This is a genomic window from Nocardia sp. NPDC006044 (genome assembly GCF_042871115.1).
In the GTDB taxonomy this organism is placed as follows: domain Bacteria; phylum Actinomycetota; class Actinomycetes; order Mycobacteriales; family Mycobacteriaceae; genus Nocardia.
Genome location: NZ_JBIAID010000001.1, coordinates 1,210,786 through 1,233,035, shown reverse-complemented (window position 1 = coordinate 1,233,035; position 22,250 = coordinate 1,210,786). Strand labels below are relative to the sequence as shown.

General features: G+C 68.4%; 19 protein-coding genes. 9 read left to right on the top strand and 10 right to left on the bottom strand.

The genetic code is table 11. The features are described 5' to 3' along the window. Positions 1 to 68: 68 nt before the first annotated feature. Positions 69 to 3,689 (bottom strand): chromosome segregation protein SMC, encoded by a 3,621-nt coding sequence (gene smc, locus ACFYO1_RS05725; protein ID WP_387227535.1) that lies wholly within the window; start codon positions 3,687 to 3,689, stop codon positions 69 to 71. 487 nt (positions 3,690 to 4,176) lie between these two features. On the opposite strand from smc, the gene ACFYO1_RS05720 reads away from it, so the two are divergent. Then, positions 4,177 to 6,546 (top strand): hypothetical protein, encoded by a 2,370-nt coding sequence (locus ACFYO1_RS05720; protein WP_387227533.1) that lies wholly within the window; start codon positions 4,177 to 4,179, stop codon positions 6,544 to 6,546. Positions 6,547 to 6,568: 22 nt separating this feature from the next. On the opposite strand, the gene ACFYO1_RS05715 is transcribed toward ACFYO1_RS05720, so the two are convergent. Next, a complete protein-coding gene (locus tag ACFYO1_RS05715; RefSeq protein WP_387227531.1) occupies positions 6,569 to 6,994 on the bottom strand; it encodes a DUF1707 domain-containing protein in 426 nt (141 codons plus the stop codon). Positions 6,995 to 7,192: 198 nt separating this feature from the next. Here ACFYO1_RS05715 and ACFYO1_RS05710 point away from each other — a divergent pair, with 198 nt between their 5' ends. The 5 genes from ACFYO1_RS05710 to ACFYO1_RS05690 all read left to right on the top strand — a co-directional run bounded on the left by ACFYO1_RS05710 (position 7,193) and on the right by ACFYO1_RS05690 (position 11,234). Next, entirely contained in the window at positions 7,193 to 8,278 is a 1,086-nt protein-coding gene (locus ACFYO1_RS05710) for an S-(hydroxymethyl)mycothiol dehydrogenase (protein WP_387227529.1), read from the top strand. After that, on the top strand, positions 8,275 to 8,895 hold the full coding sequence (locus ACFYO1_RS05705; RefSeq protein WP_387227527.1) for an MBL fold metallo-hydrolase: 621 nt from the start codon (positions 8,275 to 8,277) through the stop codon (positions 8,893 to 8,895). The genes ACFYO1_RS05710 and ACFYO1_RS05705 overlap by 4 nt, the downstream gene beginning before the upstream one ends. A 237-nt stretch (positions 8,896 to 9,132) precedes the next feature. After that, complete coding sequence (locus ACFYO1_RS05700) at positions 9,133 to 10,305, top strand: Cmx/CmrA family chloramphenicol efflux MFS transporter (RefSeq protein ID WP_387227525.1); 1,173 nt, start codon at positions 9,133 to 9,135, stop codon at positions 10,303 to 10,305. 310 nt (positions 10,306 to 10,615) lie between these two features. Then, positions 10,616 to 10,948, top strand: coding sequence for a DUF6247 family protein (locus ACFYO1_RS05695; protein WP_387227523.1), 333 nt, complete (start codon positions 10,616 to 10,618; stop codon positions 10,946 to 10,948). A 13-nt stretch (positions 10,949 to 10,961) separates the two neighbouring features. Next, positions 10,962 to 11,234 (top strand): hypothetical protein, encoded by a 273-nt coding sequence (locus ACFYO1_RS05690; RefSeq protein WP_387227520.1) that lies wholly within the window; start codon positions 10,962 to 10,964, stop codon positions 11,232 to 11,234. Between the two features lie 23 nt (positions 11,235 to 11,257). Here ACFYO1_RS05690 and ACFYO1_RS05685 read toward each other — a convergent pair whose 3' ends face one another. The 8 genes from ACFYO1_RS05685 to ACFYO1_RS05650 all read right to left on the bottom strand — a co-directional run bounded on the left by ACFYO1_RS05685 (position 11,258) and on the right by ACFYO1_RS05650 (position 17,943). Further along, positions 11,258 to 11,713, bottom strand: a complete 456-nt coding sequence (locus tag ACFYO1_RS05685; RefSeq protein WP_387227518.1) for a DUF350 domain-containing protein — start codon at positions 11,711 to 11,713, stop codon at positions 11,258 to 11,260. Continuing rightward, entirely contained in the window at positions 11,713 to 12,894 is a 1,182-nt protein-coding gene (locus ACFYO1_RS05680; RefSeq protein WP_387227516.1) for a glutathionylspermidine synthase family protein, read from the bottom strand. The genes ACFYO1_RS05685 and ACFYO1_RS05680 overlap by 1 nt, the downstream gene beginning before the upstream one ends. Next, positions 12,894 to 13,376: a hypothetical protein gene (locus tag ACFYO1_RS05675; protein WP_387231698.1), complete on the bottom strand. Its 483-nt coding sequence runs from the start codon at positions 13,374 to 13,376 to the stop codon at positions 12,894 to 12,896. Before ACFYO1_RS05675 ends, ACFYO1_RS05680 begins: the two co-directional genes overlap by 1 nt. Before the next feature lie 199 nt (positions 13,377 to 13,575). Further along, on the bottom strand, positions 13,576 to 13,863 hold the full coding sequence (locus ACFYO1_RS05670) for an acylphosphatase (protein WP_387227514.1): 288 nt from the start codon (positions 13,861 to 13,863) through the stop codon (positions 13,576 to 13,578). Then, positions 13,863 to 14,309 (bottom strand): OsmC family protein, encoded by a 447-nt coding sequence (locus tag ACFYO1_RS05665; protein ID WP_387227512.1) that lies wholly within the window; start codon positions 14,307 to 14,309, stop codon positions 13,863 to 13,865. Before ACFYO1_RS05665 ends, ACFYO1_RS05670 begins: the two co-directional genes overlap by 1 nt. Positions 14,310 to 14,404: 95 nt before the next feature. Beyond that, positions 14,405 to 15,112: a response regulator gene (locus tag ACFYO1_RS05660; protein WP_150405534.1), complete on the bottom strand. Its 708-nt coding sequence runs from the start codon at positions 15,110 to 15,112 to the stop codon at positions 14,405 to 14,407. Positions 15,113 to 15,204: 92 nt separating this feature from the next. Continuing rightward, on the bottom strand, positions 15,205 to 17,706 hold the full coding sequence (locus tag ACFYO1_RS05655) for an ATP-binding protein (RefSeq protein WP_387227510.1): 2,502 nt from the start codon (positions 17,704 to 17,706) through the stop codon (positions 15,205 to 15,207). Between the two features lie 72 nt (positions 17,707 to 17,778). After that, positions 17,779 to 17,943 carry a hypothetical protein gene (locus ACFYO1_RS05650; protein ID WP_387227508.1) on the bottom strand — a complete coding sequence of 55 codons (165 nt, stop codon included), beginning with the start codon at positions 17,941 to 17,943 and terminating at the stop codon, positions 17,779 to 17,781. Between the two features lie 379 nt (positions 17,944 to 18,322). On the opposite strand from ACFYO1_RS05650, the gene ACFYO1_RS05645 reads away from it, so the two are divergent. From ACFYO1_RS05645 to kdpB, 3 genes are all read left to right on the top strand, one after another. Further along, the gene (locus tag ACFYO1_RS05645; protein WP_387231696.1) at positions 18,323 to 18,409 is read left to right on the top strand and encodes a potassium-transporting ATPase subunit F; all 87 of its coding nucleotides are present in this window, start codon (positions 18,323 to 18,325) and stop codon (positions 18,407 to 18,409) included. Further along, positions 18,410 to 20,080, top strand: coding sequence for a potassium-transporting ATPase subunit KdpA (gene kdpA, locus ACFYO1_RS05640; RefSeq protein WP_387227506.1), 1,671 nt, complete (start codon positions 18,410 to 18,412; stop codon positions 20,078 to 20,080). Between the two features lie 109 nt (positions 20,081 to 20,189). Continuing rightward, the gene (gene kdpB / locus ACFYO1_RS05635; protein ID WP_387231694.1) at positions 20,190 to 22,250 is read left to right on the top strand and encodes a potassium-transporting ATPase subunit KdpB; all 2,061 of its coding nucleotides are present in this window, start codon (positions 20,190 to 20,192) and stop codon (positions 22,248 to 22,250) included.

Genomic DNA, 22,250 nt, shown 5'->3' with positions numbered 1-22,250 from the left:
CCACTCTCGATTTCCCGCACCGAATTCCGCATGCGATTCTCGGTGCGGGAATCCAGAAGGCGTGCGGCTCAGCTAGCTGCGGCACCCACCGGAGCGACATTCTGCCCGCGCAGGCGCTGGGAGATGACCTGGGTGATGCCGTCGCCGCGCATGCTGACGCCGTAGAGGGCGTCGGCGATCTCCATGGTCGGCTTCTGGTGGGTGATGACGATCAGCTGGCTCTTCTCCCGCAGCTGCTCGAACAGGCCGATCAGGCGGCGCAGGTTGGTGTCGTCCAGCGCGGCCTCGACCTCGTCCATCACGTAGAACGGGGACGGACGGGCACGGAAGATGGCGACCAGCAAGGCCACCGCGGTGAGCGACTTCTCGCCACCGGACAGCAGCGAGAGCCGCTTGACCTTCTTGCCCGGCGGCCTGGCCTCCACCTCGATGCCGGTGGTGAGCATGTCGGACGGGTCGGTGAGGATCAGGCGGCCCTCGCCGCCCGGGAACAGTTTCGCGAAGACGCCGACGAACTCGCGCTCGACGTCCTCCCACGCCTCGGTGAACACCTGCAGAATCCGGGCGTCCACCTCGGCGACCACCTCCAGGAGGTCCTTGCGCGCGCTCTTGACGTCCTCCAGCTGAGTGGCCAGGAAGTTGTAGCGCTCCTCGAGCGCCGCGAACTCCTCCAGCGCAAGCGGATTCACCTTGCCGAGGGTGGTCAGGTCCTTCTCGGCGCGTTTGGCGCGACGTTCCTGGGTCGGCCGGTCGTAAGGCATCGGCGCGGGCGCGGTGACCTGTTCGCCGCGCTCCTTCGCCTGCTCGTACTCCTGCCATTCCAGGTCGGTGGGCGGCAGCGGCACGTCGGGGCCGTACTCGGCGATCAGGTCGTTGAGCGCGATACCGAACTGCTCGGAGATGGTCGTCTCCAACTGTTCGATGCGCAGTGCCGCTTGAGCTTTCGCCACTTCGTCCCGGTGCACCGCGTCGGTGAGCTGGGCCAGCTGGGTGGACAGCGCGCGCACCCGCTCCTTGACCTGCTCGACCTGAGCGGCGGCCTCGCCGCGCCGGCGGACCAGGTCGTCGCGGCGGGTACCCGCCTCGGCGACCACCTTTTCCAGCTCGGCGGCGACGCGCGCGCCGGATTCGGCCACGGCCGCGGCGACTTCGGCGGCCTTCTTGCGCGAGGCCTGCGCGCGTTCCGCGCGGGCCCGGGTCTCGCGTTCGGCGCGGGCGGCCCGGCGCAGCGAATCCGCTTTGCCGCGAACCGATTCCGCGCGCTCCTCGGCGGTACGCACCGACAGCCGCGCCTCCACCTCCATCGAACGCGCCTCGGCCAGCGCGGCGGCCGCCTCCTCGCGTTCGCGGCCCGCGGTCTCGGTGCCCGCGGAGGTGCCGTCGGAATCGATCTCGGACTGTTCGAGTTCGGCGTTGCGCAGCCGGTCCTCGAGCTCGGCCAGCGCGGTGAGCGCCTCCTCGCGGCTCGCCTCGGCCTCCGTGCGCTGGGCAAGCAGGCGCTCGCTGTCGGCCTGCGCGGTGCGGGCGGTGTGACCGAGCCGGCCGAGCCGGTCGTAGATGGCGACCAGCGACTGGTCGGACTCGTGCAGCGCGAGCAGCGCCTGGTCGACGGCTTCCTTGCGATCGGTCTGTTCGGCCAAGGCGCCGGACAGCGCCGCCTCGAGTTCCTCGGCCCGGCGCTGGGCCGCGACCAGCTCGGACTTGGCGTTGTCGATGTCGGCCTGGATCTCCAGCTGACTCGGCGCGCGGTCGGATCCGCCGAGCAGCCAACCGGATCCGGTGAGGTCGCCGTCGCGGGTGACCACCCGGAGGTCCGGCCGGGCGGCCACCACCGCTCGGGCGGCGGCCAGGTCGTCGACCACGGCGATGCCCGCGGTGAGTGCCGTGATCGCGGCGCGCATGGTGTCCGGGCACTCGACCACGTCGGTCAGCCAGCGCGCGGCGCCCGGCAGCGGGCCGAGTTGCGGACGGCTGCCGCCGTCGGCGCCGAAGACCAGTGCGGCGCGTCCGCCGTCGGCCTCCTTCAACGCTCGGATGGCGTCGTGTGCCGATTCGCCGGTGTCGGCCGCGACGGCATCGGCGAGCGGGCCGAGCGCTGCGGCGACCGCCGCTTCGAATCCGCCGTGCACGCGCAACAGTCCGGACAGCGGGCCGAGCAGGCCCTGCGACCGATGCTCGACCAGCCAGGCGGCGCCGTCGCGGCGGGCCAGGCCCATGCCCAGCGCCTCGATCCGCGCCGACAGCGACGCGACCCGCTTGCTCGCCTCACGGTCCTGCTCGCGCAGTTCGGTCACCCGCTGATCGGCCAGCGCCAGCGCCTGCACCGCGTGCTCGTGCTGCGCGTCCAGGCCCGCCTCGCCGGCGTCCAGCTCGCTGAGTTCGGTCTGCACCGTGTCGAATTCGGCCTGCGCGGCGTCGCCGCGCTGCCTGGCGTCGGCGATCGAGGTGGTCAGCCTGGCGATCTCGCCGTCGAAGGACTGTGCCCTGGTGCGCAGCGTGTCGACCTTGCCGACCAGCCGCGCCACGCCTTCGCGGCGGTCCGCGATCGCCCGCACCGCGGCCAGGTGCGCCTGCTCGGCGGCCTTGGCGGAGTGTTCGCGTTCGGCCAGGGCGTCGCGCGCGGCCTCGAGGGTCTCGGTCGCGATCTCGACCGCCTCGCGCAGCTCGGCCTCCTCGGCCTCCACCCGCTCGGCCTCGGCCTCCAGTTGCTCCGGGTCGCGCCCGCTGCCGACCGGGGTCTCGGTGTCGAGATGCCGGGCCCGGTCCTGCGCGATGCGGATGGTCGCGTTGACCCGCTCGGCCAGCGCGGAGAGCTGGAACCAGATCTGCGCGGCGGCCTCGGCGCTGGGCGTCAGCCGGGAAAGCTGGAATTCCTGCTGCGCCAGTGCGGCATTGGCGGCGTCGAGTTCGCTCTGCACGTTGATGTGCTGTTCGCGGGCGTAGGCTTCCTTGCTCTGCTGGCTCTCCAGCTCGCCACGCCGGGTCACCAGGTCGTCGGCGGCCAGGCGCATGCGCGCGTCGCGCAGGTCGGCCTGCACGGTCTGCGCGCGACGGGCCACCTCGGCCTGCCTGCCCAGCGGCTTGAGCTGGCGGCGCAGCTCGGTGGTGAGGTCGGTGAGGCGGGCCAGGTTGGCCTGCATGGCCTCCAGCTTGCGCACCGCCTTCTCTTTGCGCTTGCGGTGTTTGAGCACGCCCGCGGCCTCTTCGATGAACGCGCGCCGATCCTCCGGGCGCGATTCCAGAATGGCCGAGAGCTGGCCCTGCCCGACGATCACGTGCATCTCGCGGCCGATGCCCGAGTCGCTGAGCAGCTCCTGCACGTCCATCAGCCGGCAGGTGCTGCCGTTGATCTCGTATTCGCCGGCGCCGTCGCGGAACATCCGGCGGGTGATAGACACCTCGGCGTAGTCGATCGGCAGCGCGCCGTCGGAGTTGTCGATGGTGAGGGTGACCTCGGCGCGGCCGAGCGGGGCCCGGCCCGCGGTGCCCGCGAAGATCACGTCCTGCATCTTGCCGCCGCGCAACGCCTTCGCGCCCTGCTCGCCCATGACCCAGGTCAGCGCGTCCACCACGTTGGACTTGCCGGATCCGTTCGGACCGACCACGCAGGTGATACCCGGTTCCAACCGCAGCGTCGTCGCGGACGCGAAGGACTTGAAGCCCTTCAACGTCAGGCTCTTGAGATGCAAGTTCGACGACCTTTCCGTTTCCGATTGGCGGCCTTCGTCGGTCCGGCGAGCTGCCCATCGCACACCACTCAGGTTCTGCCTGGTCAGCAGACGCGGGCGACCAGCCATGGTATCCATCGCGGGTCGAATACCGCCGACGCGGGACGGGCCCCCGTGACCGAGCGGTGGTTCGGCGACCCACGTAGGTTATCGAGTCATCCCGCAATCCCGGGTATTTCGATGTGCCCGAGGTTTGCCGGACGCGTACTCACTGTCTACCGCACCGGACCCGGTGCCGCGACCGACGCGCCCACCGCACGCAGGACGAGAGCGCGCCCGGAAAGGACGTGCAGATGCTCGCAGGTAACGAACTCGGGCATCTTCATCGACCTCAACGGAACCGTTACACCAATAGACCGACGGACTCGCCGCACGCCCTGCCGTCCGGCGACGTCGCCGCATACGATCCATGCTGATTCGCCAGCGGGAATGTTTGGAGCGCCACAGGATGCCAGCCCCAGCCGGGACCTACACGGCGTTCCGGCTTGCCCGAATCGCGGCGCTCCTCGGCGGCAGTCTGTTGTTTCTCTACGCGTGTGAAAACAGCAAGAGCGCGATGCTCGCGGACAAGTGGGTCGAGGTCGCGCTCGCGGGCGGGTTGTTGGCGGCCGGGCTCGGAGTCGCCTGGTTCGAGGTCAAGCTGATCGATGACGACGATGCCGACGACGAAGCGGAGCGTCCGGAGATCCGCGCGGGGCGCGCCGCGACCCCGCAGGGCCGTCCGGGTGTTCGCCGAGAGCGCGCGGTGGGCGTGCAGGCCCTGAACCGCGTGCGTAAGAGCCGGTGGCTGTCCGGCCTGATCGGCACGGACGACGAACCGGCCGCCGATCGGGCCGGAATGCAGGAGTTCCTGGTCGAATCGGAGGGTTGGTCTATGCGCGCCAAGATCGCCCGTTCCGGTGATCTGATCTTCCACGGACACGACCTCGGCGGCACCTATCCCGCGTACGAATGGATGTGGGTCTTCCATCCCGACACCTTCCCGGCAATCCGCGAAGCGCTCGGCGACGACGACGGGGACATTCTCGAACTGCTCGAAGAGGTTGTCCCGCAACTGGATCGCCACGGCCGCCACGACCCCGGCGCCTGGCTGCGCGCTCACGACATCCCCGCGACCTACCGCGAGAAGGGTGTCAGCGCCACCCAGCAAACCCGCGAACTCCCGATCCTGCGCCCCGGCCTACCCCACCCGGCACCCCGCCGCGCGGAACCCCTTTCACCCCGATCGCACCGAAAAGAGGCGCCGTCCAAGCGCTCCCGGCGCGAGCAGCGCGATGCCGAACCCCGGGCCGGCGAGTCGTCGCCAATTCCCGCCGCGCCCGCGCGTTCGCGGCGAGAACCGGCGATCTCGAACCGGTCTAGATACGACAACTCCGCATCTAGACCGTCACCGTACGACGAGCAGGACCCAGCACGCACACGACGAGACCCGCTCTCACGCAGCCACTCCCGTTACGACGACCCCGAACTGGCACACTCCGCCTACGACGAGGCGGAACCACCGCGCTCGCGACGAGATCCGCTCTCACGCGACCACGCCCGAGACGCCGATTCCGAACCAGCACGCTCCTCCTACAACGAGCCCGAACCAGCACGCGCACGACGAGATCCGCTCTCGCGCGGCCACTCACGAGATGCCGAACACGAACCGGCACATTCGCCCTACGACGAGCTCGAACCAGCGCGCTCACGGCGAGATCAGCCTTCGCGCAGCCACTTCCGAAACGACGAACACGAGTCGGCTCACTCGCCCTACAACGAGCGCGAACCAGCACGCGCGCGACGAGATCCACTCTCGCAGCACCGCGCCCGATACAGCGACCCCGAACCCGCGCACTTGTCCTACGACGAGGCCGAACCCGCAAGCTCACGACGAGACTCGTTCGCGCCCTCTGCATTCCGGCGCACGGACGGCGACCCGGTCCGGTCGGGTTACGAAGATCCCGGTGCAGCGCGCTCGGGGCGAGGTTCGGACGAGGCCGGGCAGACGCCCTTTGTGGATTTGGAATCTGGACGCGTGCAGTGGCCTTCCGCCGGAGCGGGGCGGTCGTCACTGGATAGTCTCGCCGTCGGCAGGTCTGCCTACGAAGAGTCCGCGCCCGCCTGGGCATCGCGCGATGTGCCGGAGTCTTCGCGTGCGCAGCAGGATTACGCTCCGGCGCGCCCGGCTTACGAAGACTTCGGGGACGCTCGATCGGCTTACCCGGAACCGGTGCGGCCGCAGTGGGAAGCCGATCCGGCACTGCGTCACGCGGATCCCGCTCCGCACTGGCCGGTCCGGGAGGACAACGCACGACCCCCGCTCGAGCGGAGGAGACGGTCTCAGCCCGCGGAGCCGACCGGCGAGTGGCCGGGTCACGACGAGCCTTACCAGGATCCGGCGGAGGTGTGGGCGCGCCGCCAGCGGCTCGACGCCATCCAGGCGCAGCTGGAGCAACGGTCGCCGGAGCCGCACCGCCGGGAGGCTTTACAGCCACACTATGATTCGCGCCTCGGCGACCCTGATCTGCCGCTACAGCGCAGGGGCAGTTCGGCCGTGCCGCACGATTACGCGGAAGCGGGCCGGTACGAACATCTTTCACCGCCCCGGCAACGACCCGCCCCTACCGCCGAGCCGTCCTGGCCCGAGCGATCCATGCCGCGCCGGCGGCCGGCGCCTCCCCCGCCGAGTCAGCACGACGAATACTCCCGGCCGTGGGACGACGAGCCCGACGAGTACACGCCGCCCGCCCGCCGCCGCCCGCGATCGACCCCGCCGAATCCGACCGGCTCGGGGCGGCATGCGTCGTCGCAGAGCACCACCCCGCCCTGGCCGTAAGCCGTTGCCGGCCAACGCATCCTCAGCCCAGGTGGCGTGAGTACTTGCCGGATTCGAACCCGGCCAGCATCCGGAACACCAGCACCGCACCCCACGGCCCGATCACCCAGATCGGCCACGGGTAGGTGAATTCCCCGACGCTCAGCGAGATCGCGCCCCAGATGAACAGGACGAGCACGCTCACCCCGAGCCAGCTCGTGCCCTCGATCTTCTGCCAGATCGGGATGCGCGACCGCGAATCAGCCTTACCGGCAGGGACTTTCGGCAGCTTCGGCAGATCCGAGAGCACCAGTTGCAAATCGTCGGTGGTGGTGGTCGCGTACACCTGAGCGGTGCGCTGATCGTATTCGGCGAGGTCGATCCGCCCATCCTCCATGTGCCGGGCGAGCAGGCGCACCACCTTCTCCCGTTCGGCGTTCGAGGCGCGGGTACCGGTCGAGATTTCCATCCGAAGTTCCTTGTCGACGATTCCACCCTCCATAGTGGAATATGAACTCAGCATGCACCCTCCATTGTGGAATGTCAACCCCTCGATCGGCCGACTGGACCCAGCGCTGGTGTCACCACCCCGGGCGCGGCAGTATGGACGGTGCTCAGCTCGCGGTCGCTCCGGATCCGCGTCGACGAAATCTCCCAGGAGGCATAGGTGTCGGAAACCGTGCGCGGTGTCATCGCCCGCAGCAAGGGTGCGCCGGTCGAGATCGTCGACGTGGTGATTCCCGATCCCGGTGCGCACGACGTGATCGTCCGGGTGCAGGCGTGCGGCGTCTGCCACACCGACCTGCACTACCGCGAGGGCGGCATCAACGACGAGTTCCCGTTCCTGCTCGGACACGAGGCCGCGGGCATCGTGGAGACCGTCGGCGACGCGGTCACGCACGTCGAGGCCGGCGATTTCGTGGTGCTGAACTGGCGGGCCATATGCGGCGAATGCCGCGCGTGCAAGCGCGGTCGTCCCTGGTACTGCTTCGCGAGCCACAACGCGAGCAAGAAGATGACGCTCGCCGACGGCACCGAACTGAGCCCGGCGCTGGGTATCGGCGCCTTCGTGGACAAGACGCTGGTGCACGAGCGACAGTGCACCAAGGTCGATCCCGCCGCCGATCCCGCGGTCGCCGGGCTGCTCGGCTGCGGCGTGATGGCGGGCATCGGCGCGGCGCTGAACACCGGCAACGTGTCCCGGGGCGATACCGTCGCGGTACTCGGCTGCGGTGGCGTCGGCGACGCCGCGATCGCCGGTGCGCGGCTGGCCGGCGCGAAGACCATCATCGCGGTCGATCGCGACCCCCGGAAGCTGAACTGGGCCAAAGACTTCGGCGCGACGCACAGCATCGACGCGACCACCGAGGACGTGGTCGAGAAGATCCAGGAGTACACCGACGGCTTCGGCGCCGATGTCGTCATCGAGGCGGTCGGCCGCCCGGAGACCTGGAAGCAGGCATTCTACGCCCGCGACCTGGCCGGCACCGTGGTCCTGGTCGGCGTCCCCACGCCGGACATGACCATCGAGATGCCGCTGATCGACCTGTTCTCCCGCGGCGGCGCGCTGAAGTCCTCCTGGTACGGCGACTGCCTGCCCGAACGCGACTTCCCGATGCTCGTCGACCTGCACCTGCAGGGTCGCTTGCCATTGGAACGCTTTGTCACCGAACGTATTTCGCTCGATCAGGTGGAAGCGTCGTTCGCCGCGATGCAAGCCGGCGAGGTGCTCCGCTCGGTGGTGGTCCGGTGAAGATCGAGCGCGTAGTCACCTCCGGCACCTTCAGCCTCGACGGCGGCACCTGGGACGTCGACAACAACGTCTGGCTCCTCGGCGACGACCAGGACGTCCTCGTCATCGATGCCGCGCACGACGCGGACGCCATCGCCGAGGCGGTCGGCTCCCGCAATGTCGTGGCGATCCTGTGCACCCACGGGCACAACGACCACGTCACCGTCGCGCCGGATTTGAGCGCCCGCCTGGACGCGCCGATCCTCCTGCACCCCGCCGACGATCCGCTGTGGCGGATGACCCACCCCGACGTCGATTACCGGTCGCTCGCCGACGCTCCCCGAATCACCGTGGGCGGCACCGATATCGACCTCCTGCACACCCCCGGCCATTCCCCCGGCTCGGTCTCGCTGCACCTGCCCGAGGCCGCCGCGCTCTTCACCGGCGACACCCTGTTCTCCGGCGGCCCCGGCGCCACCGGCCGCTCCTACTCCGACTTCGGCACCATCATCGACTCCATCCGCGACCGCCTGCTCACCCTCCCGGACGAGACCACCGTGCACACCGGCCACGGAGACACCACGACCATCGGCGCCGAAAAGCCTTCGCTCGCCGACTGGATCGCGCGCGGCCACTAAATCCCTTGCGGTCACGCGCGGTGCCGTTGCTATGGTGTCGATCGTGACTTCTCCAGAGGCGTCCAGACTCTAGCCACCTGTCGAACGACCAGGTGGCGTCCCCTCGCCATTCGCGAAACGACCTGCCTGCCAGGTCGTTCGACTCTGCGTGTCGCCCGTATCGGGGCGATATCAACTCCGCCGCCCTCCGTCGTGCCGGTGGGCGGCTCGGTGTCGAACAGAGTCTGGAGTCTTTGTATGCCTATTGTCATTTTCGTCTTGGGCCTCGCCGTATTCGCCCAGGGCACATCGGAATTCATGCTGTCCGGGCTGATCGAGCCCGTCGCCGCGGACGTCGGCGTGTCCCTCGGTTCGGCGGGACTGCTGACCTCACTCTTCGCGGTCGGAATGATCATCGGCGCCCCGCTGACGGCCATGGCCGCCGGCCGCTGGCCCGCCCGGCACGCCCTGACCGCATGCCTGTCGTTGTTCATCGCCGCCCACATCGTCGGCGCGCTCACCACGACCTTCGCGGTCCTGCTCGCCACCCGGGTGGTCGCCGCGATCGCCAATGCGGGCTATCTCGCCGTAGCGCTGGCCGCACTGCCCGCCCTCGCCGGTCCAAAACGGGTCGGCCGGGCCACCTCGATCATCCTGTCCGGCGTGACCCTGGCCTGCATCGCCGGCGTTCCCGCTGGAGCACTGCTGGGCCAGGGGTTCGGCTGGCGTTCGGCATTCTGGGCCGTCGTGATCGTGAGTGTGCCTGCGCTGATGGGCACCTGGTCGCTGGTTCGAACGGAATCCGGGAGTACGGCCGAGGGTGGCTCGCTCCGGAACGAGTGGCGTGCGTTGGGCTTGCCCCGGGTGCGGAGCATGCTGCTGCTCGGCAGCGTGGTGAACGCGGCGACGTTCGCCACCTTCACCTATCTGGCGGTGATCACCACCGGCGCCAGCGGAGCGGCACCGGGATGGGTGCCAATTGTGCTGGCGCTGTTCGGATTCGGGTCCTTTCTCGGCGTCACCCTCGCCGGCCGCTATGCCGACCGCTACGCACCGATCATCCTCACCGCCGGATCGGTTGCGCTGCTGATCATCTGGACCGTGACCGCCCTGCTCGCCGGTCACCTACCTGTCTTGCTGGCCATGGCGGCAGTCGGCGGCGCCGCGTCCTTCGCCGTCGGTTCGACCGTGATCGGCCGCATCGTCGGCACCGCCGCCCCGACGGCTCCACGCCTGAGCGGCGCCTTCGCCACCATGGCCCTCAATTCCGGCGCCGCCCTCGGCCCAGCCCTCGCGGGCGCCGCCATCAGCACAACCGAATCAACCGCCGCCGCCCTGTGGACCAGCGCAACCCTCGCCGCCACCGCACTAGTGATCACCACCGTCACCACCCGGACAACAAACCACCCCACCCCAACCAGCGCCCGGTAGTTCTAACGATCCACTGAGCCCACATTCAGTGGCACATCACGGCGGAGCCTTCTCGCATTTCGCCGCCACCATGTGCCACTGAATGTGATTCCGCCGAGCCGAGCCCCGGCACCCCGCCGAGTCAACCCACGCGCAGCTGCTCGTCGCCGAAGTCGGCGACGAGCTTCAGCACCCCGCCGAATCACAAACTCTGCTCTTGCACCGACTGGATCGCCGACGGCAAGAATGAAGTGTTTGGCAGCCAGGTGGCACTGACGGACAAAGGCTGTGGTCGGCGACATTGTCACCTTCACCGGTTATCGTGAAACCCATGGCAGCCCCACACCCCGACCCGGCAAACACCCCCGTGCCCGCCGCGGAACCCCGAGCGCTACGGGCTGCCCTCACCCCCGGTCTACGCGCCGAATTCGACCGCGAATGGGATCTCGTCCTCGAACGGGCCAAAGAATCCCACACCCTCGAAGAAGTCCACGTTCTGCTCAACAAGTGGCAGCACACCGCCGTCATGGAGATTCGCGAGCCCGGCTCCTACCAGCGGATGCTCGACAAAGCCGCGCGGATCCAAGCCGACGGCGGCCGCACGACGGATGTGTCCATAGACGATGTCCGCGTGCTGCTCGCGCACCGGTTGCAGGCAGGTTGAGGTATCACGCCACGTGTACCTCATCGTCCCTGACACCGAAACCACCGACCAGATCGCCGCACTTCCCATCGAAGTGCTGCGCGAATTCGCCGAAATCCTCAGCGTCCTCGAACTGACGCCATGGGCGGGCCAACCACAAAACGCCGACAACCCCGATGGGGCAGTCCGACGCTGGACATTCGGGCCCGCCCACGCCGGGCAGCTGGTCTATCTCATCGACGACCGTGCACGGGAGGTGCACCTGCTCATGGTGCAATGGTTCGGCACCCTCGGCGACCAGCCATAACCGCCGGATGATCGACGAGACGCCTACAGGATCGCGAAGGCTACTACCAGGCCGAGGGCGAAGTGGGCGGCGGCTACTACCAGGACTTCGGTGGTGTAGGTGTCGGCGTGCAGGGCGGCGCCGATGTCGATGCCGAGGGCTTTTTCGATGACGCGGACCGAGACGACCTGGGCGATGATGCCGACCAGACCGAAGACGAGGGCGGCGATGAGGCCTTCGGAGAGCTTGCCGCCGGTGCCGACCGCGAGGATCGCGAGCACGACGATGAAGGCCATGCTGATCATGCCCGCGGCGGTGACGATGATCGCGTTGGGCTTGCCCGCGACGACCAGTCCGCGCAGTTTGCCCGGCGTGGTCAGGTCGATGGCGTAGAACCCGACGAGCATCAGCACCAGGCCGATGAGGGCGTAGAGGATGATCGCTCCCACGCCCTGGCCGAGCGCGCTCCAGTACCCCGATTCGAGGGCGACGGTGGTCATCATGGTCCTTCCGGGGTGTTGGGGGCGATGCGGTGCGGGACGAAGGCGGAGCCGTCGTCGGTGATCAGTCCGGCGGTCTCCCGGATGCCGAGTCCGGCGGCGGTATCGCCGACGATCCAGGCGCCGAGCACGGGGCGCATGTCGTCGAATTCCGGTAGCGGATCCAGCAATTGGTAGACGTAACCCTCTTCGCCGTAGATGCCGCCGGTGGCAGTTTCCAGGCCGGCGCCGACGATGGTCATGTTGGCGCCCTCGCGGCCGAGCTTCGGCTTGCGGATGTATTCGGTGAGCTCATTGGGCTGATCCAGGTACGCGGGCAACAGATTCGGATGCCCCGGGTACATCTCCCACAGCACGGCGAGGATCGCCTTGTTGCTGAGCAGGGTCTTCCACAGCGGTTCGATCCACATGGTCTGCGGCAGGCTGCCGACCACCCGCTTGCCGAAATCGTCGTCGAGCGCCCACTCCCACGGGTAGAGCTTGAAGATGGCCTCGATCGGTGCCTCGGCCAGATCGACGAAACGTTCCAGCTCCGTGTCGAATCCGACCTCTTCGATCGGCAACGCGATGGTGTCGAACCCCGCCTCGGCCGCGGTCTCCTGCATGTAGGCGGTGGTGACGTTGTCCTCCCCCGTGGCGTCCGCGCCGGACCAGCTGAAGTGCAGTTGCGCGGTCGGCAGGATGTCACGCAGCTCGGTCCAGCGCTCGACCAGCTTCTCGTGCAACGAATTCCACTGGTCACCACCGGGGTAGAGCGCGGTCAGCCAGTGCCACTGCACGATTGCCGCCTCCAGCAACGAGGTCGGCGTATCCGCGTTGTACTCCAAGAGTTTCGCCGGACGACGCGCGTCGTAGCGCAGGTCGAACCGTCCGTAGACGTAAGGGTCACTACGCCGCCAGGATTCGGCGATCGGCCCCCAACTCCATTCGGGCAGACCGAAATCCTTGAATCGTCCGGTGAGCACGACATGTTCGACGGCGTTGAGGCACATCGAATGCAGCAGCTCGACATCGGCTTCGAGCGCGAGGATCTCGTCCATCTCGAACTCGTAGTACACCGACTCGTCCCAGTACGGACGGGGCTGCCCCTTGGCGTCGCGGCCGGGCACACCGTAGACGAGGCCCTGGCTCTCGGTGATCTGCTGCCAATCCGGCCGGGGTGTACTGCGCACTCGCCGCACTAGGACCCTCCGCCGGTGCTCTTGCTGCCGAGCCCGCCACGCTGAATCGTGGTGCCGCTCTTCGTCTTTATCTCGGCGCTCTTGGGTTTCACGGTGGTGCCGCCGGTCGGCGGCTTGCCGATGGTGGAGGTGCCGCCGTAGTAGTAGCGGTACTGCGGTCCGCCGCCGAGGATGATCAGGCCGGGATTGATGCCGCCGTCGCTGACGAAGCCCCGCCGCCCTTCGCCGCAGTAGCTGTCGTCGACGACGATGTCCTGACCGTTCTCGGTCTTCACACACGACGCGGTGACCTTGTCCGGCGCGCTGATCGCCCGATAGGCGAGATAACCGCCGCCGACCAGCGCCGCGACACCGACGATCGCGACCCCGCCGATCATCACCCGCTTGCGCGTGCGCTTCTTCGCCGTCTCGGCCGCGGCGGCGGCCTGCTGCGCCTCCTCGGCGCGCTTGCGCGCCTTGTCCCTGGCCCGCGCCTCGGCCACGGTCGGCGGTCGGGGCTGGGTGACGCCCGGCTCCTGCCGTTGTACGCTGCCCCGCCGTGGCGGGTCTTGTGGCGCTTCGGCCGGAAGGGCGGTCGCGCCGGACGGTTGCTCCGCCGCCCCGCCGGGCTCGTCGCCCGGACGCTCGGCACCGGGATCGTTCGTGCTCACAGTCGAGTCCTCGTCCTATCCCGGCGCACCACTACCGCTCCTCGAATCCGGTCAAATCACCCCGCGCGGGCTCCCAGCTTTCCACAACCAAGGTCACCCGACCAGGTGTGTCACCGGAACGTAGCAGTTCCAGCAACCGTTCGCAGTCGTCTCGCGGCCCCTCCGCGACGACATGTACGCGCCCGTCGCGCGCGTTCGTGGCATGCCCACTCAATCCGAGTTCCAATGCGCGCGACCGCGTCCACCAGCGGAATCCCACGCCTTGGACGCGGCCGTGCACCCACGCGCTCAGCCTCGATAGCTCAGCGTCGTCGCCCATCAGGCCTCGATATCGAAGGACAAGGTCACCTTTGTCCCCGCCTCCAGCGTCCGGCCGACCGTGCACGCCTTGTCGATGGCACGCTGGACGGTAACCAGCAACCGTTCGCGCGCCTCCTGGTCCAGCTCGCTGAGGTCGAGCTGGAACGTCTCGTCCAGCTGCGGGTACAGCTCGTTCTCCCGATCCGCGTCCCCGGCCACGCGGATGGTCGCGTCGAAGGAGTCGCCGAGCTTGCGCGCGAGCGAGAAGTCGGCGCTCAACCCGGAGCAACCGGCCAGCGCGATCTTCAGCAACTCGCCGGGGGTGAAGGCGCCCGGCACGCCCTGCGACGCGATCAAGACTTCGGCGCCGCGCGAGCTGCGCCCGGTATACGCCCGCGTCCCGGTGCGCTCGACCCATAGTTCGGTCGGTTGTGATGCCGCGGTCGCGGGTGTCTGTTCAGCCATGGGTCGATCCTGCCATTTCTCGTCGGAGTCCACTCACGCCTGCCAACACGGCGCGGGCGGTCGGGCATTCCGGCGGGCGGGGCGATCCCGGCCACTCACTCCTGGAACCGGTAGCCCATCCCCGCCTCGGTCAGCAGGTGCTTGGGATGGGACGGATCGTCCTCGAGCTTGCGCCGCAACTGGGCGAGATAGACGCGCAGGTAATGGGTTTCGGTCGCGTAGGACGGCCCCCACACCTCGCGCAGCAGCTCCTTGCGCCCGACCAGCTTGCCCTTGTTGCGCACCAGCATCTCGAGCATGCCCCACTCGGTGGGGGTGAGATGCACCGTCTCGTCGTTCTTGGTCACCTTCTTGGCGGCCAGGTCGACGGTGAACGACGAGGTCACCACCACCGGGTCGGAGGAGTCGGTGTCGGCCGCGCCGCGCCGGACCGCGGCGCGCAGCCGGGCGAGCAGTTCGTCCATGCCGAACGGCTTGGTGACGTAGTCGTCCGCGCCGGCGTCCAGCGCCTCGACCTTGTCCGCGGAGTCGGTGCGCGCGGAGAGCACGATCACCGGCGCCGAGGTCCAACCGCGCAGCCCGGCCAGCACCTCGATGCCGTCGATGTCGGGCAGGCCGAGATCGAGGATCACCACGTCGGGGTGCTTGTCGGCGGCCGCACGCAGCGCGGCGCCGCCGGTTCCCGCGGTGATCACCTCGTAGCCGCGAACCGACAGATTGATCCGCAGCGCGCGCACGATCTGCGGTTCGTCGTCGACCACCAGCACCTTGATCGCCGGGGCATCCTGCTTCTTGTCGGTCATCACGGCTTCCTGTGTGGTCCGGGGCTGCGGTGCTACCACTGTCGATTCGGCACGCTTGCGAGTCGCGAATGCGCGGGGCTCCGTATCCATCATCAGCTGCTCGCTTCCGTTTCGTCGGCAGGCAGGTCCACGATCATGGTCAATCCTCCGCCCGGGGTCGGTTCGGCGTGCACGGTGCCGCCCATCGCCTCGACGAAACCGCGCACCACGGACAGGCCGAGCCCGACCCCGGTGGTGTTGTCCCGGTCGCCGAGCCGCTGGAACGGTTCGAAGAGTTGTTCCTCGGTACCCGGCGGCACGCCGGGACCGACGTCCACCACCGCGATGGAGATGCGGTCGCCCTCGCGTTCGGCGGTGACCCGTACCGGTGAATCGCGGGTCGCGTGCCGTAGTGCGTTGTCGATCAGGTTGGCCACGACCCGTTCCAGCAGTCCGGCGTCCGCGCGCACGGAGACGTCGCCGACCTCGACCTTCACCCGGTCCATCGCCGCGCGCCGCAACCCGCGCGCACCCATGCCGACGCTGACCAGCGCCCGGTGCACGACCTCGTCCATGTACACCCGTTGCAGCTGCGGTTTCACCACGCCGACGGCCAGCCGGGACGAATCGAGCAGGTTGCCGACCAGTGCGGTCAGCTGATCTACCGATTCCTCGATGGTTTCCAGCAATTCGGTGGTGTCCTCGGCGGAGAACTCGATGTCGTCGCTGCGCAGGCTGGACACGGCGGCCTTGGCCCCGGCCAGCGGCGTGCGCAGGTCGTGGCTCACCGCGGACAGCAGCGCCCGGCGCAACCGGTCCGCCTCGAGCAGCGCCGCGGCGGCGCTGGCCTCCTCGGCGAGCCGGGACTGCCGGACCAGGCCGGCCGCCTGATTGGCGACCGCGTTGAGCACCGGCCGGTCGGTGGCGGCCAGCGGCCGTCCGGCCAGCAGCAGCAGGCTGGACGCGTCCCCGGCCTGGATCACGGTCTCGGCGTCGGCCGCGCGCTGTGGCGGATTCTGGCCCACCGCGGCGACCACCTGTTCGCCGCACAGCATGCTGACCGCGCGCAGGCCGTAGGTCTCCCTGACCTGTTCCAGCAGGTTGGGCAGGTCCGCACCGTGCAGCACGGCGCCGGCGAACAGGGTCAGCAACTCGGCCTGCTGTGAGGCCCGGCGCGCCTGCCGGGTCAGCTTGGCGGCGACGTCGACCAACGCCGCCACCGCGACCGCGACGAACAGCAGCACCACCACCGTGACGAAGCTGTCCGGCTCGGCGATGGTCAGGCTGTAGCGCGGGTCGGCGAAGAACCAGTTCAGCAGCAGCCCGGACAGCAGCGCCGAAAAGGCCGCGGGGATAACCCCGCCGAGCAACGCGACCGCGACGACGCCGATGAAGAACACCGCGCTGAGCCCGCCGAGCTGGAGGTAGCCGTCCAGGAACGCGACGCCGAGCCCGCACACCGCGGAGGGCACCAGCACCGCCGCGAGCCAGGCCCGGATGGGCTGGCGCGGCATGAGCGAACCCTTGCGCAGGCCACGATGGGCTTCCTCGTGCGTGACCATGTGCACGTCGATCTTGCCCGACTGCTGCACCACGGTGGAGCCGATGCCCTCGTCGACCATCCGCGCCCACCGGGACCGCCGCGACGTGCCGAGAACCAGCTGGGTCGCGTTCACCTCGCGGGCGAATTCCAGCAGCGCGGACGGCACGTTGTCGCCGGTGATCGTGTGCAGCGAGGCGTCCAGACTGCCGGCCAGTTCACGCAACCGGTTCAACCGCTCGGTCGACACACCGGCCAGCCCGTCGCCGCGCACCACGTGCACCAGCACGAGTTCGGCACTGGCCTTGCTCGCGATGCGGCTGGCCCGGCGCACCACCGTCTCCGATTCCGGCCCCCCGGTCACCGCGACGACGACCCGCTCGCGGGCCTCCCACAGCTCGGTGATCTTGTGATCGGCCCGGTATTTCGCGAGCGCGGCGTCGACCTGATCGGCGAGCCACAGCAGCGCCAATTCCCGCAGCGCCGTGAGGTTTCCGGGTCGGAAGTAGTTGCGCAGCGCGGCGTCCACCTTGTCCGCCGCGTATACGTTGCCGTGGGAAAGCCTGCGCCGCAACGCTTCCGGCGTCAGATCGACCAGCTCGACCTGATCCGCGCCGCGCACGATGGCGTCCGGCACGGTCTCGCGCTGCTGGATGCCGGTGATCTGCTCGACCACATCGTTGAGGCTTTCCAGGTGCTGCACGTTCACCGTGGAGATCACGTCGATGCCGGCGTCGAGCAGTTCTTCGACGTCCTGCCAGCGCTTTTCGTGCTTGCCGCCCGGCACGTTGGTGTGCGCCAGCTCGTCCACCAGCGCCACCGCCGGCGCGCGGCGCAGCACCGCCTCGACGTCGAGTTCGGGCAGCTCGGTACCGCGGTACTCCACCAGCTTCGGCGGAATCCGCTCGATGCCCTCCAGCAGCGCCGCCGTCTTGGCTCGTCCGTGGGTTTCCACCACCGCGGCCACCACGTCGCGGCCGCGCTCGATCCGCCGGTTTGCCTCGCCGAGCATGGCGTAGGTCTTGCCGACACCCGGCGCGGCACCGAGGTAGATCCGGAGTTGCCCGCGTTTCACTCGTTCATCATTGCGCGTCGCGGGCGCTGATCCGAGCACCCCTCGGACGTATCGGCGCGCTGCGCCCGATCCTCAGGCATCGAACGACGCCCGATCGGCGGCGCGCCACGCACGCACCCGGTCGTCCTCTACGACAACGCTCTGCACGCGCCGGTCCTCGCCCCGCGCCCCCAGCGCGCGGATGACCAGCGCGCAGCACACGAATCCGACGATGACGGCGACCGTGACAGCCGACATTTCGATCCTCTCTCCCACCGATACGACAACCGGTTGCGCTGGAGATGGTCCGCCTGGCCGGCCCTCCACTACTACCCCCCGACAAGAAGATCGAGCCGATCTTTACGGTGTGTTGACGGTTCCGCCGCACTCTTTGACGGCATCCTTTCAGCTATCCGAAGCTGGGGTGTAAACGAAACGCAAAGGCAACCATTCGCCGCGCAAAGGAGTCGTAAACAACCTCGGCTAGCGCCTGATCGAAGACTTGACTCGCCAAGGCGCGCTCCACAACACGAGCGCTTGATGGAGGTTGGTCATTCATGTCTGTCGTGGTGTTCACGGTGCTCACCGTGGCGATCTTCGCCCTGCTCGGGCTGATCCAGCGAGGGGTGGAGAAGCTGTGATCGCGAACCTGATCGGTTTGGTTCTCGCCGTCTCCGTCGCGGTGTACATGGTCGCGGCGCTGCTTTTCCCCGAGAGGTTCTAGGTGAACACGACTACGGCGGGGATCGTGTTCATCGCGTCCCTGATCATCGCGCTCGCCCTGGTGCATGTGCCGCTCGGCGACTACATGTACCGGGTCTACAACAACACCAAGCACTCGCGCGCGGAGCGCGTTCTGTACAGGGCCATCGGCGTGCAGCCGGAAGTGGAACAGACCTGGGGCGTGTATGCCCGAAGTGTGCTGGCCTTCTCGGCGGTGAGCATTCTGTTCCTCTTCTTCCTGCAACTGCTCCAGGGCAAGCTGCCGCTGCACCTGAACGACCCCGGCACCGAGATGACCCCGGCGCTGGCCTGGAACACCGCGGTCAGCTTCGTGACGAACACGAACTGGCAGAACTACTCCGGTGAGTCGACCCAGGGTCACCTGGTGCAGATGGCCGGGCTCGCGGTGCAGAACTTCGTCTCCGCCGCGGTCGGCATGGCCGTCGCGGTCGCGCTGGTGCGCGGCTTCGCGCGCAGGCACACCGGCGATCTCGGCAACTTCTGGGTGGACCTGGTGCGCGGCACCCTGCGCATCCTGCTGCCGATCGCCTTCGTGTTCGCGATCGTGCTGGTCGCGGGCGGCGTGATCCAGAACTTCCACCTGCACGACCAGGTCGCGCAAACGCTCAACGGCACCGAGCAGACCATCACCGGCGGCCCGGTGGCCAGCCAGGAGGTGATCAAGGAGCTCGGCACCAACGGCGGCGGCTTCTACAACGCCAACTCCTCGCACCCGTTCGAGAACCCCACCACCTGGACCAACTGGATCGAGATCTTCCTGATCCTGGTGATCAGCTTCTCCCTGCCCCGCACCTTCGGCCGGATGGTCGGCAGCAAGAAGCAGGGCGTGGCCATCGTCGCGGTGATGGGCACGATCGCGATCGTCAGTGTGGCGTTGAGCAATGCCTTCCAGCTCGCGCACCACGGCACCGTGCCGACCGCGATCGGCGCGTCCCTGGAGGGCGTCGAAACCCGTTTCGGCGTAGCCGATTCCGCGACCTTCTCCGGCGCGACGACGCTGACCTCGACCGGCGCGGTCGACTCGTTCCACGATTCCTACACCAGCCTCGGCGGCCTGATGACGATGTTCAACATGCAGCTCGGCGAGGTAGCGCCGGGTGGAACGGGTTCCGGGCTCTACGGCATGCTCATCCTCGCGGTGATCACCGTGTTCGTCGCGGGCCTGATGGTCGGTCGCACACCGGAATACCTCGGCAAGAAGATCACCCCGCGCGAAATCAAGCTCGCCGCTTCCTATTTCCTGGTCAGTCCGCTGATCGTGCTGATCGGCACCGCGATCGCGATGGCCATGCCCGGGCAGCGCGCCGCGATGGCCAATAACGGACCCCACGGGCTCTCGGAGGTGTTGTACGCCTTCACTTCCGCGGCGAACAACAACGGTTCGGCGTTCGCCGGCCTGTCCGGCAACACCGAGTGGTACAACACCGCGCTCGGCCTCGCGATGGTCTTCGGCCGGTTCCTGCCGATCATCTTCGTGCTCGCGCTCGCCGGTTCGCTGGCCAAGCAGGGCAACACCCCCGAGTCGATCGGCACGCTGCCGACGCACCGGCCGCAGTTCATCGGCATGGTCGTCGGCACCACCGTGATCCTGGTCGCGCTCACCTTCCTGCCCGCCCTCGCGCTCGGACCGCTCGCCGAAGGAATCCACTGAAATGACAACTCCCACTACCGAAGTCACCGTGCCGGACGAGTTCAACGAGTCGAAGAAGCAGCTGGCGGAGAAGTCCGGCCGGGTACCGCGCGGCGCGCTCGATCCGAAGATGCTGCTGACCTCGCTGCCCGACGCGGTGCGCAAACTGGACCCGCGCACCATGTGGCGCAACCCGGTGATGTTCATCGTCGAGATCGGCGCCGTCTGGTCCACCGTGCTCGCGATCAGCGATCCCACCTTCTTCGCCTGGGCGATCGTGGTGTGGCTGTGGCTCACCGTGATCTTCGCCAATCTGGCCGAGGCGGTGGCCGAGGGCCGCGGCAAGGCGCAGGCGGACACGTTGCGCAAGGCCAAAACCGACACTGTCGCACGGCGTTTGGTGAATTGGACGCCCGGCGGTCAGGTCGTCGAGGAGGGTGTCGCCGCACCCGAACTGCAACGCGGCGATCACGTCGTGGTCGAGGCCGGACAGGTCATCCCCGGCGACGGTGACGTCGTGGAAGGCATTGCCTCCGTGGACGAATCGGCGATCACCGGCGAATCCGCGCCGGTGATCCGGGAGTCCGGCGGTGACCGCTCCGCGGTGACCGGCGGCACCACGGTGCTGTCCGACCGGATCGTCGTCAAGATCACCCAGGAGCCCGGCAAGAGCTTCATCGACAAGATGATCGCCCTGGTCGAGGGCGCGAGCAGGCAGAAGACGCCGAACGAGATCGCGCTCAACATCCTGCTCGCCTCGCTGACCATCATCTTCGTCTTCGCGGTGGTCACCCTGCAGCCGCTGGCGATCTACGCCAAGGCGAACAACCCCGGCGTGCCGGACACGTCGGCCCTGGACGTCAACGGGATCACCGGGATCGTCATGGTCTCGCTGCTGGTGTGCCTCATCCCGACCACCATCGGGGCGCTGCTCTCGGCCATCGGCATCGCGGGCATGGACCGGCTGGTGCAGCGCAACGTGCTCGCCATGTCCGGCCGCGCGGTCGAGGCCGCCGGCGACGTGAACACGCTGCTGCTGGACAAGACCGGCACCATCACCCTGGGCAACCGCCAGGCCTCGGAATTCGTTCCGATGCCGGGCATTTCGGCCGACGAGCTGGCCGACGCGGCGCAGCTGTCCAGCCTCGCCGACGAGACGCCGGAGGGCCGGTCCATCGTCGTCTACGCCAAGCAGGCGTTCGGCAAGCGCGAGCGCACGCCCGGCGAGCTGAAGGGCGCGACCTGGGTGGAATTCACCGCGCAGACCCGGATGTCGGGCGTCGATCTGCACGACGGGCACCAGCTGCGCAAGGGTGCGGCCAGCGCGGTCATCGAATGGGTTCGCGCACAGGGCGGCACCGTGCCCAGCGAGGTCGGCGTGACCGTCGACGGCGTCTCCGCCTCCGGTGGTACCCCGCTGGTGGTCGGCGAGGTCAGCGACGGCACCGCGCGGCTGCTCGGCGTCATCCACCTCAAGGACGTGGTCAAGCAGGGCATGCGCGAGCGCTTCGACGAGATGCGCCGGATGGGCATCCGCACCGTCATGATCACCGGCGACAATCCGTTGACCGCCAAGGCGATCGCCGACGAGGCCGGCGTGGACGACTTCCTCGCCGAGGCCACGCCGGAGGACAAGCTGGCGCTGATCAAGAAGGAGCAGGACGGCGGCAGGCTGGTCGCGATGACCGGCGACGGTACCAACGACGCACCGGCGCTGGCGCAGGCCGACGTGGGCGTCGCGATGAACACCGGCACCTCGGCGGCCAAAGAGGCCGGCAACATGGTCGATCTGGATTCGGATCCGACCAAGCTGATCGAGATCGTGGAGATCGGCAAGCAGCTGCTCATCACGCGTGGAGCGCTGACCACGTTCTCCATCGCCAACGATATCGCCAAGTACTTCGCCATCCTGCCCGCGCTGTTCATCGCGCTGTTCCCCGGGCTGGACGCGCTGAACATCATGCGGCTGCACAGCCCGCAGTCGGCGATCCTGTCCGCGGTCGTCTTCAACGCGATCATCATCGTCGTGCTGATCCCGCTGTCGCTGCGCGGCGTGAACTACACGCCGTCCAACGCGTCGAAGTTGTTGAGCCGCAACCTGTTGATCTACGGCCTCGGCGGCATCATCGCCCCGTTCATCGGTATCAAGATCATCGACCTCGTCGTCCAACTCCTCCCTGGGATGTCCTGA

Bases quoted from the DNA above. Each gene is read 5' to 3' on its own strand.
- ACFYO1_RS05715 (WP_387227531.1), bottom strand. From the start codon at position 6,994: ATGGAAATCTCGACCGGTACCCGCGCCTCGAACGCCGAACGGGAGAAG.
- ACFYO1_RS05670 (WP_387227514.1), bottom strand. From the start codon at position 13,863: ATGGGCGACGACGCTGAGCTATCGAGGCTGAGCGCGTGGGTGCACGGC.
- ACFYO1_RS05660 (WP_150405534.1), bottom strand. From the start codon at position 15,112: ATGACCGACAAGAAGCAGGATGCCCCGGCGATCAAGGTGCTGGTGGTC.
- ACFYO1_RS05695 (WP_387227523.1), top strand. From the start codon at position 10,616: ATGGCAGCCCCACACCCCGACCCGGCAAACACCCCCGTGCCCGCCGCG.
- kdpB (WP_387231694.1), top strand. From the start codon at position 20,190: ATGCTGCTGACCTCGCTGCCCGACGCGGTGCGCAAACTGGACCCGCGC.
- ACFYO1_RS05720 (WP_387227533.1), top strand. From the start codon at position 4,177: ATGCCAGCCCCAGCCGGGACCTACACGGCGTTCCGGCTTGCCCGAATC.
- ACFYO1_RS05650 (WP_387227508.1), bottom strand. From the start codon at position 17,943: ATGTCGGCTGTCACGGTCGCCGTCATCGTCGGATTCGTGTGCTGCGCG.
- ACFYO1_RS05665 (WP_387227512.1), bottom strand. From the start codon at position 14,309: ATGGCTGAACAGACACCCGCGACCGCGGCATCACAACCGACCGAACTA.
- ACFYO1_RS05685 (WP_387227518.1), bottom strand. From the start codon at position 11,713: ATGACCACCGTCGCCCTCGAATCGGGGTACTGGAGCGCGCTCGGCCAG.
- ACFYO1_RS05700 (WP_387227525.1), top strand. From the start codon at position 9,133: ATGCCTATTGTCATTTTCGTCTTGGGCCTCGCCGTATTCGCCCAGGGC.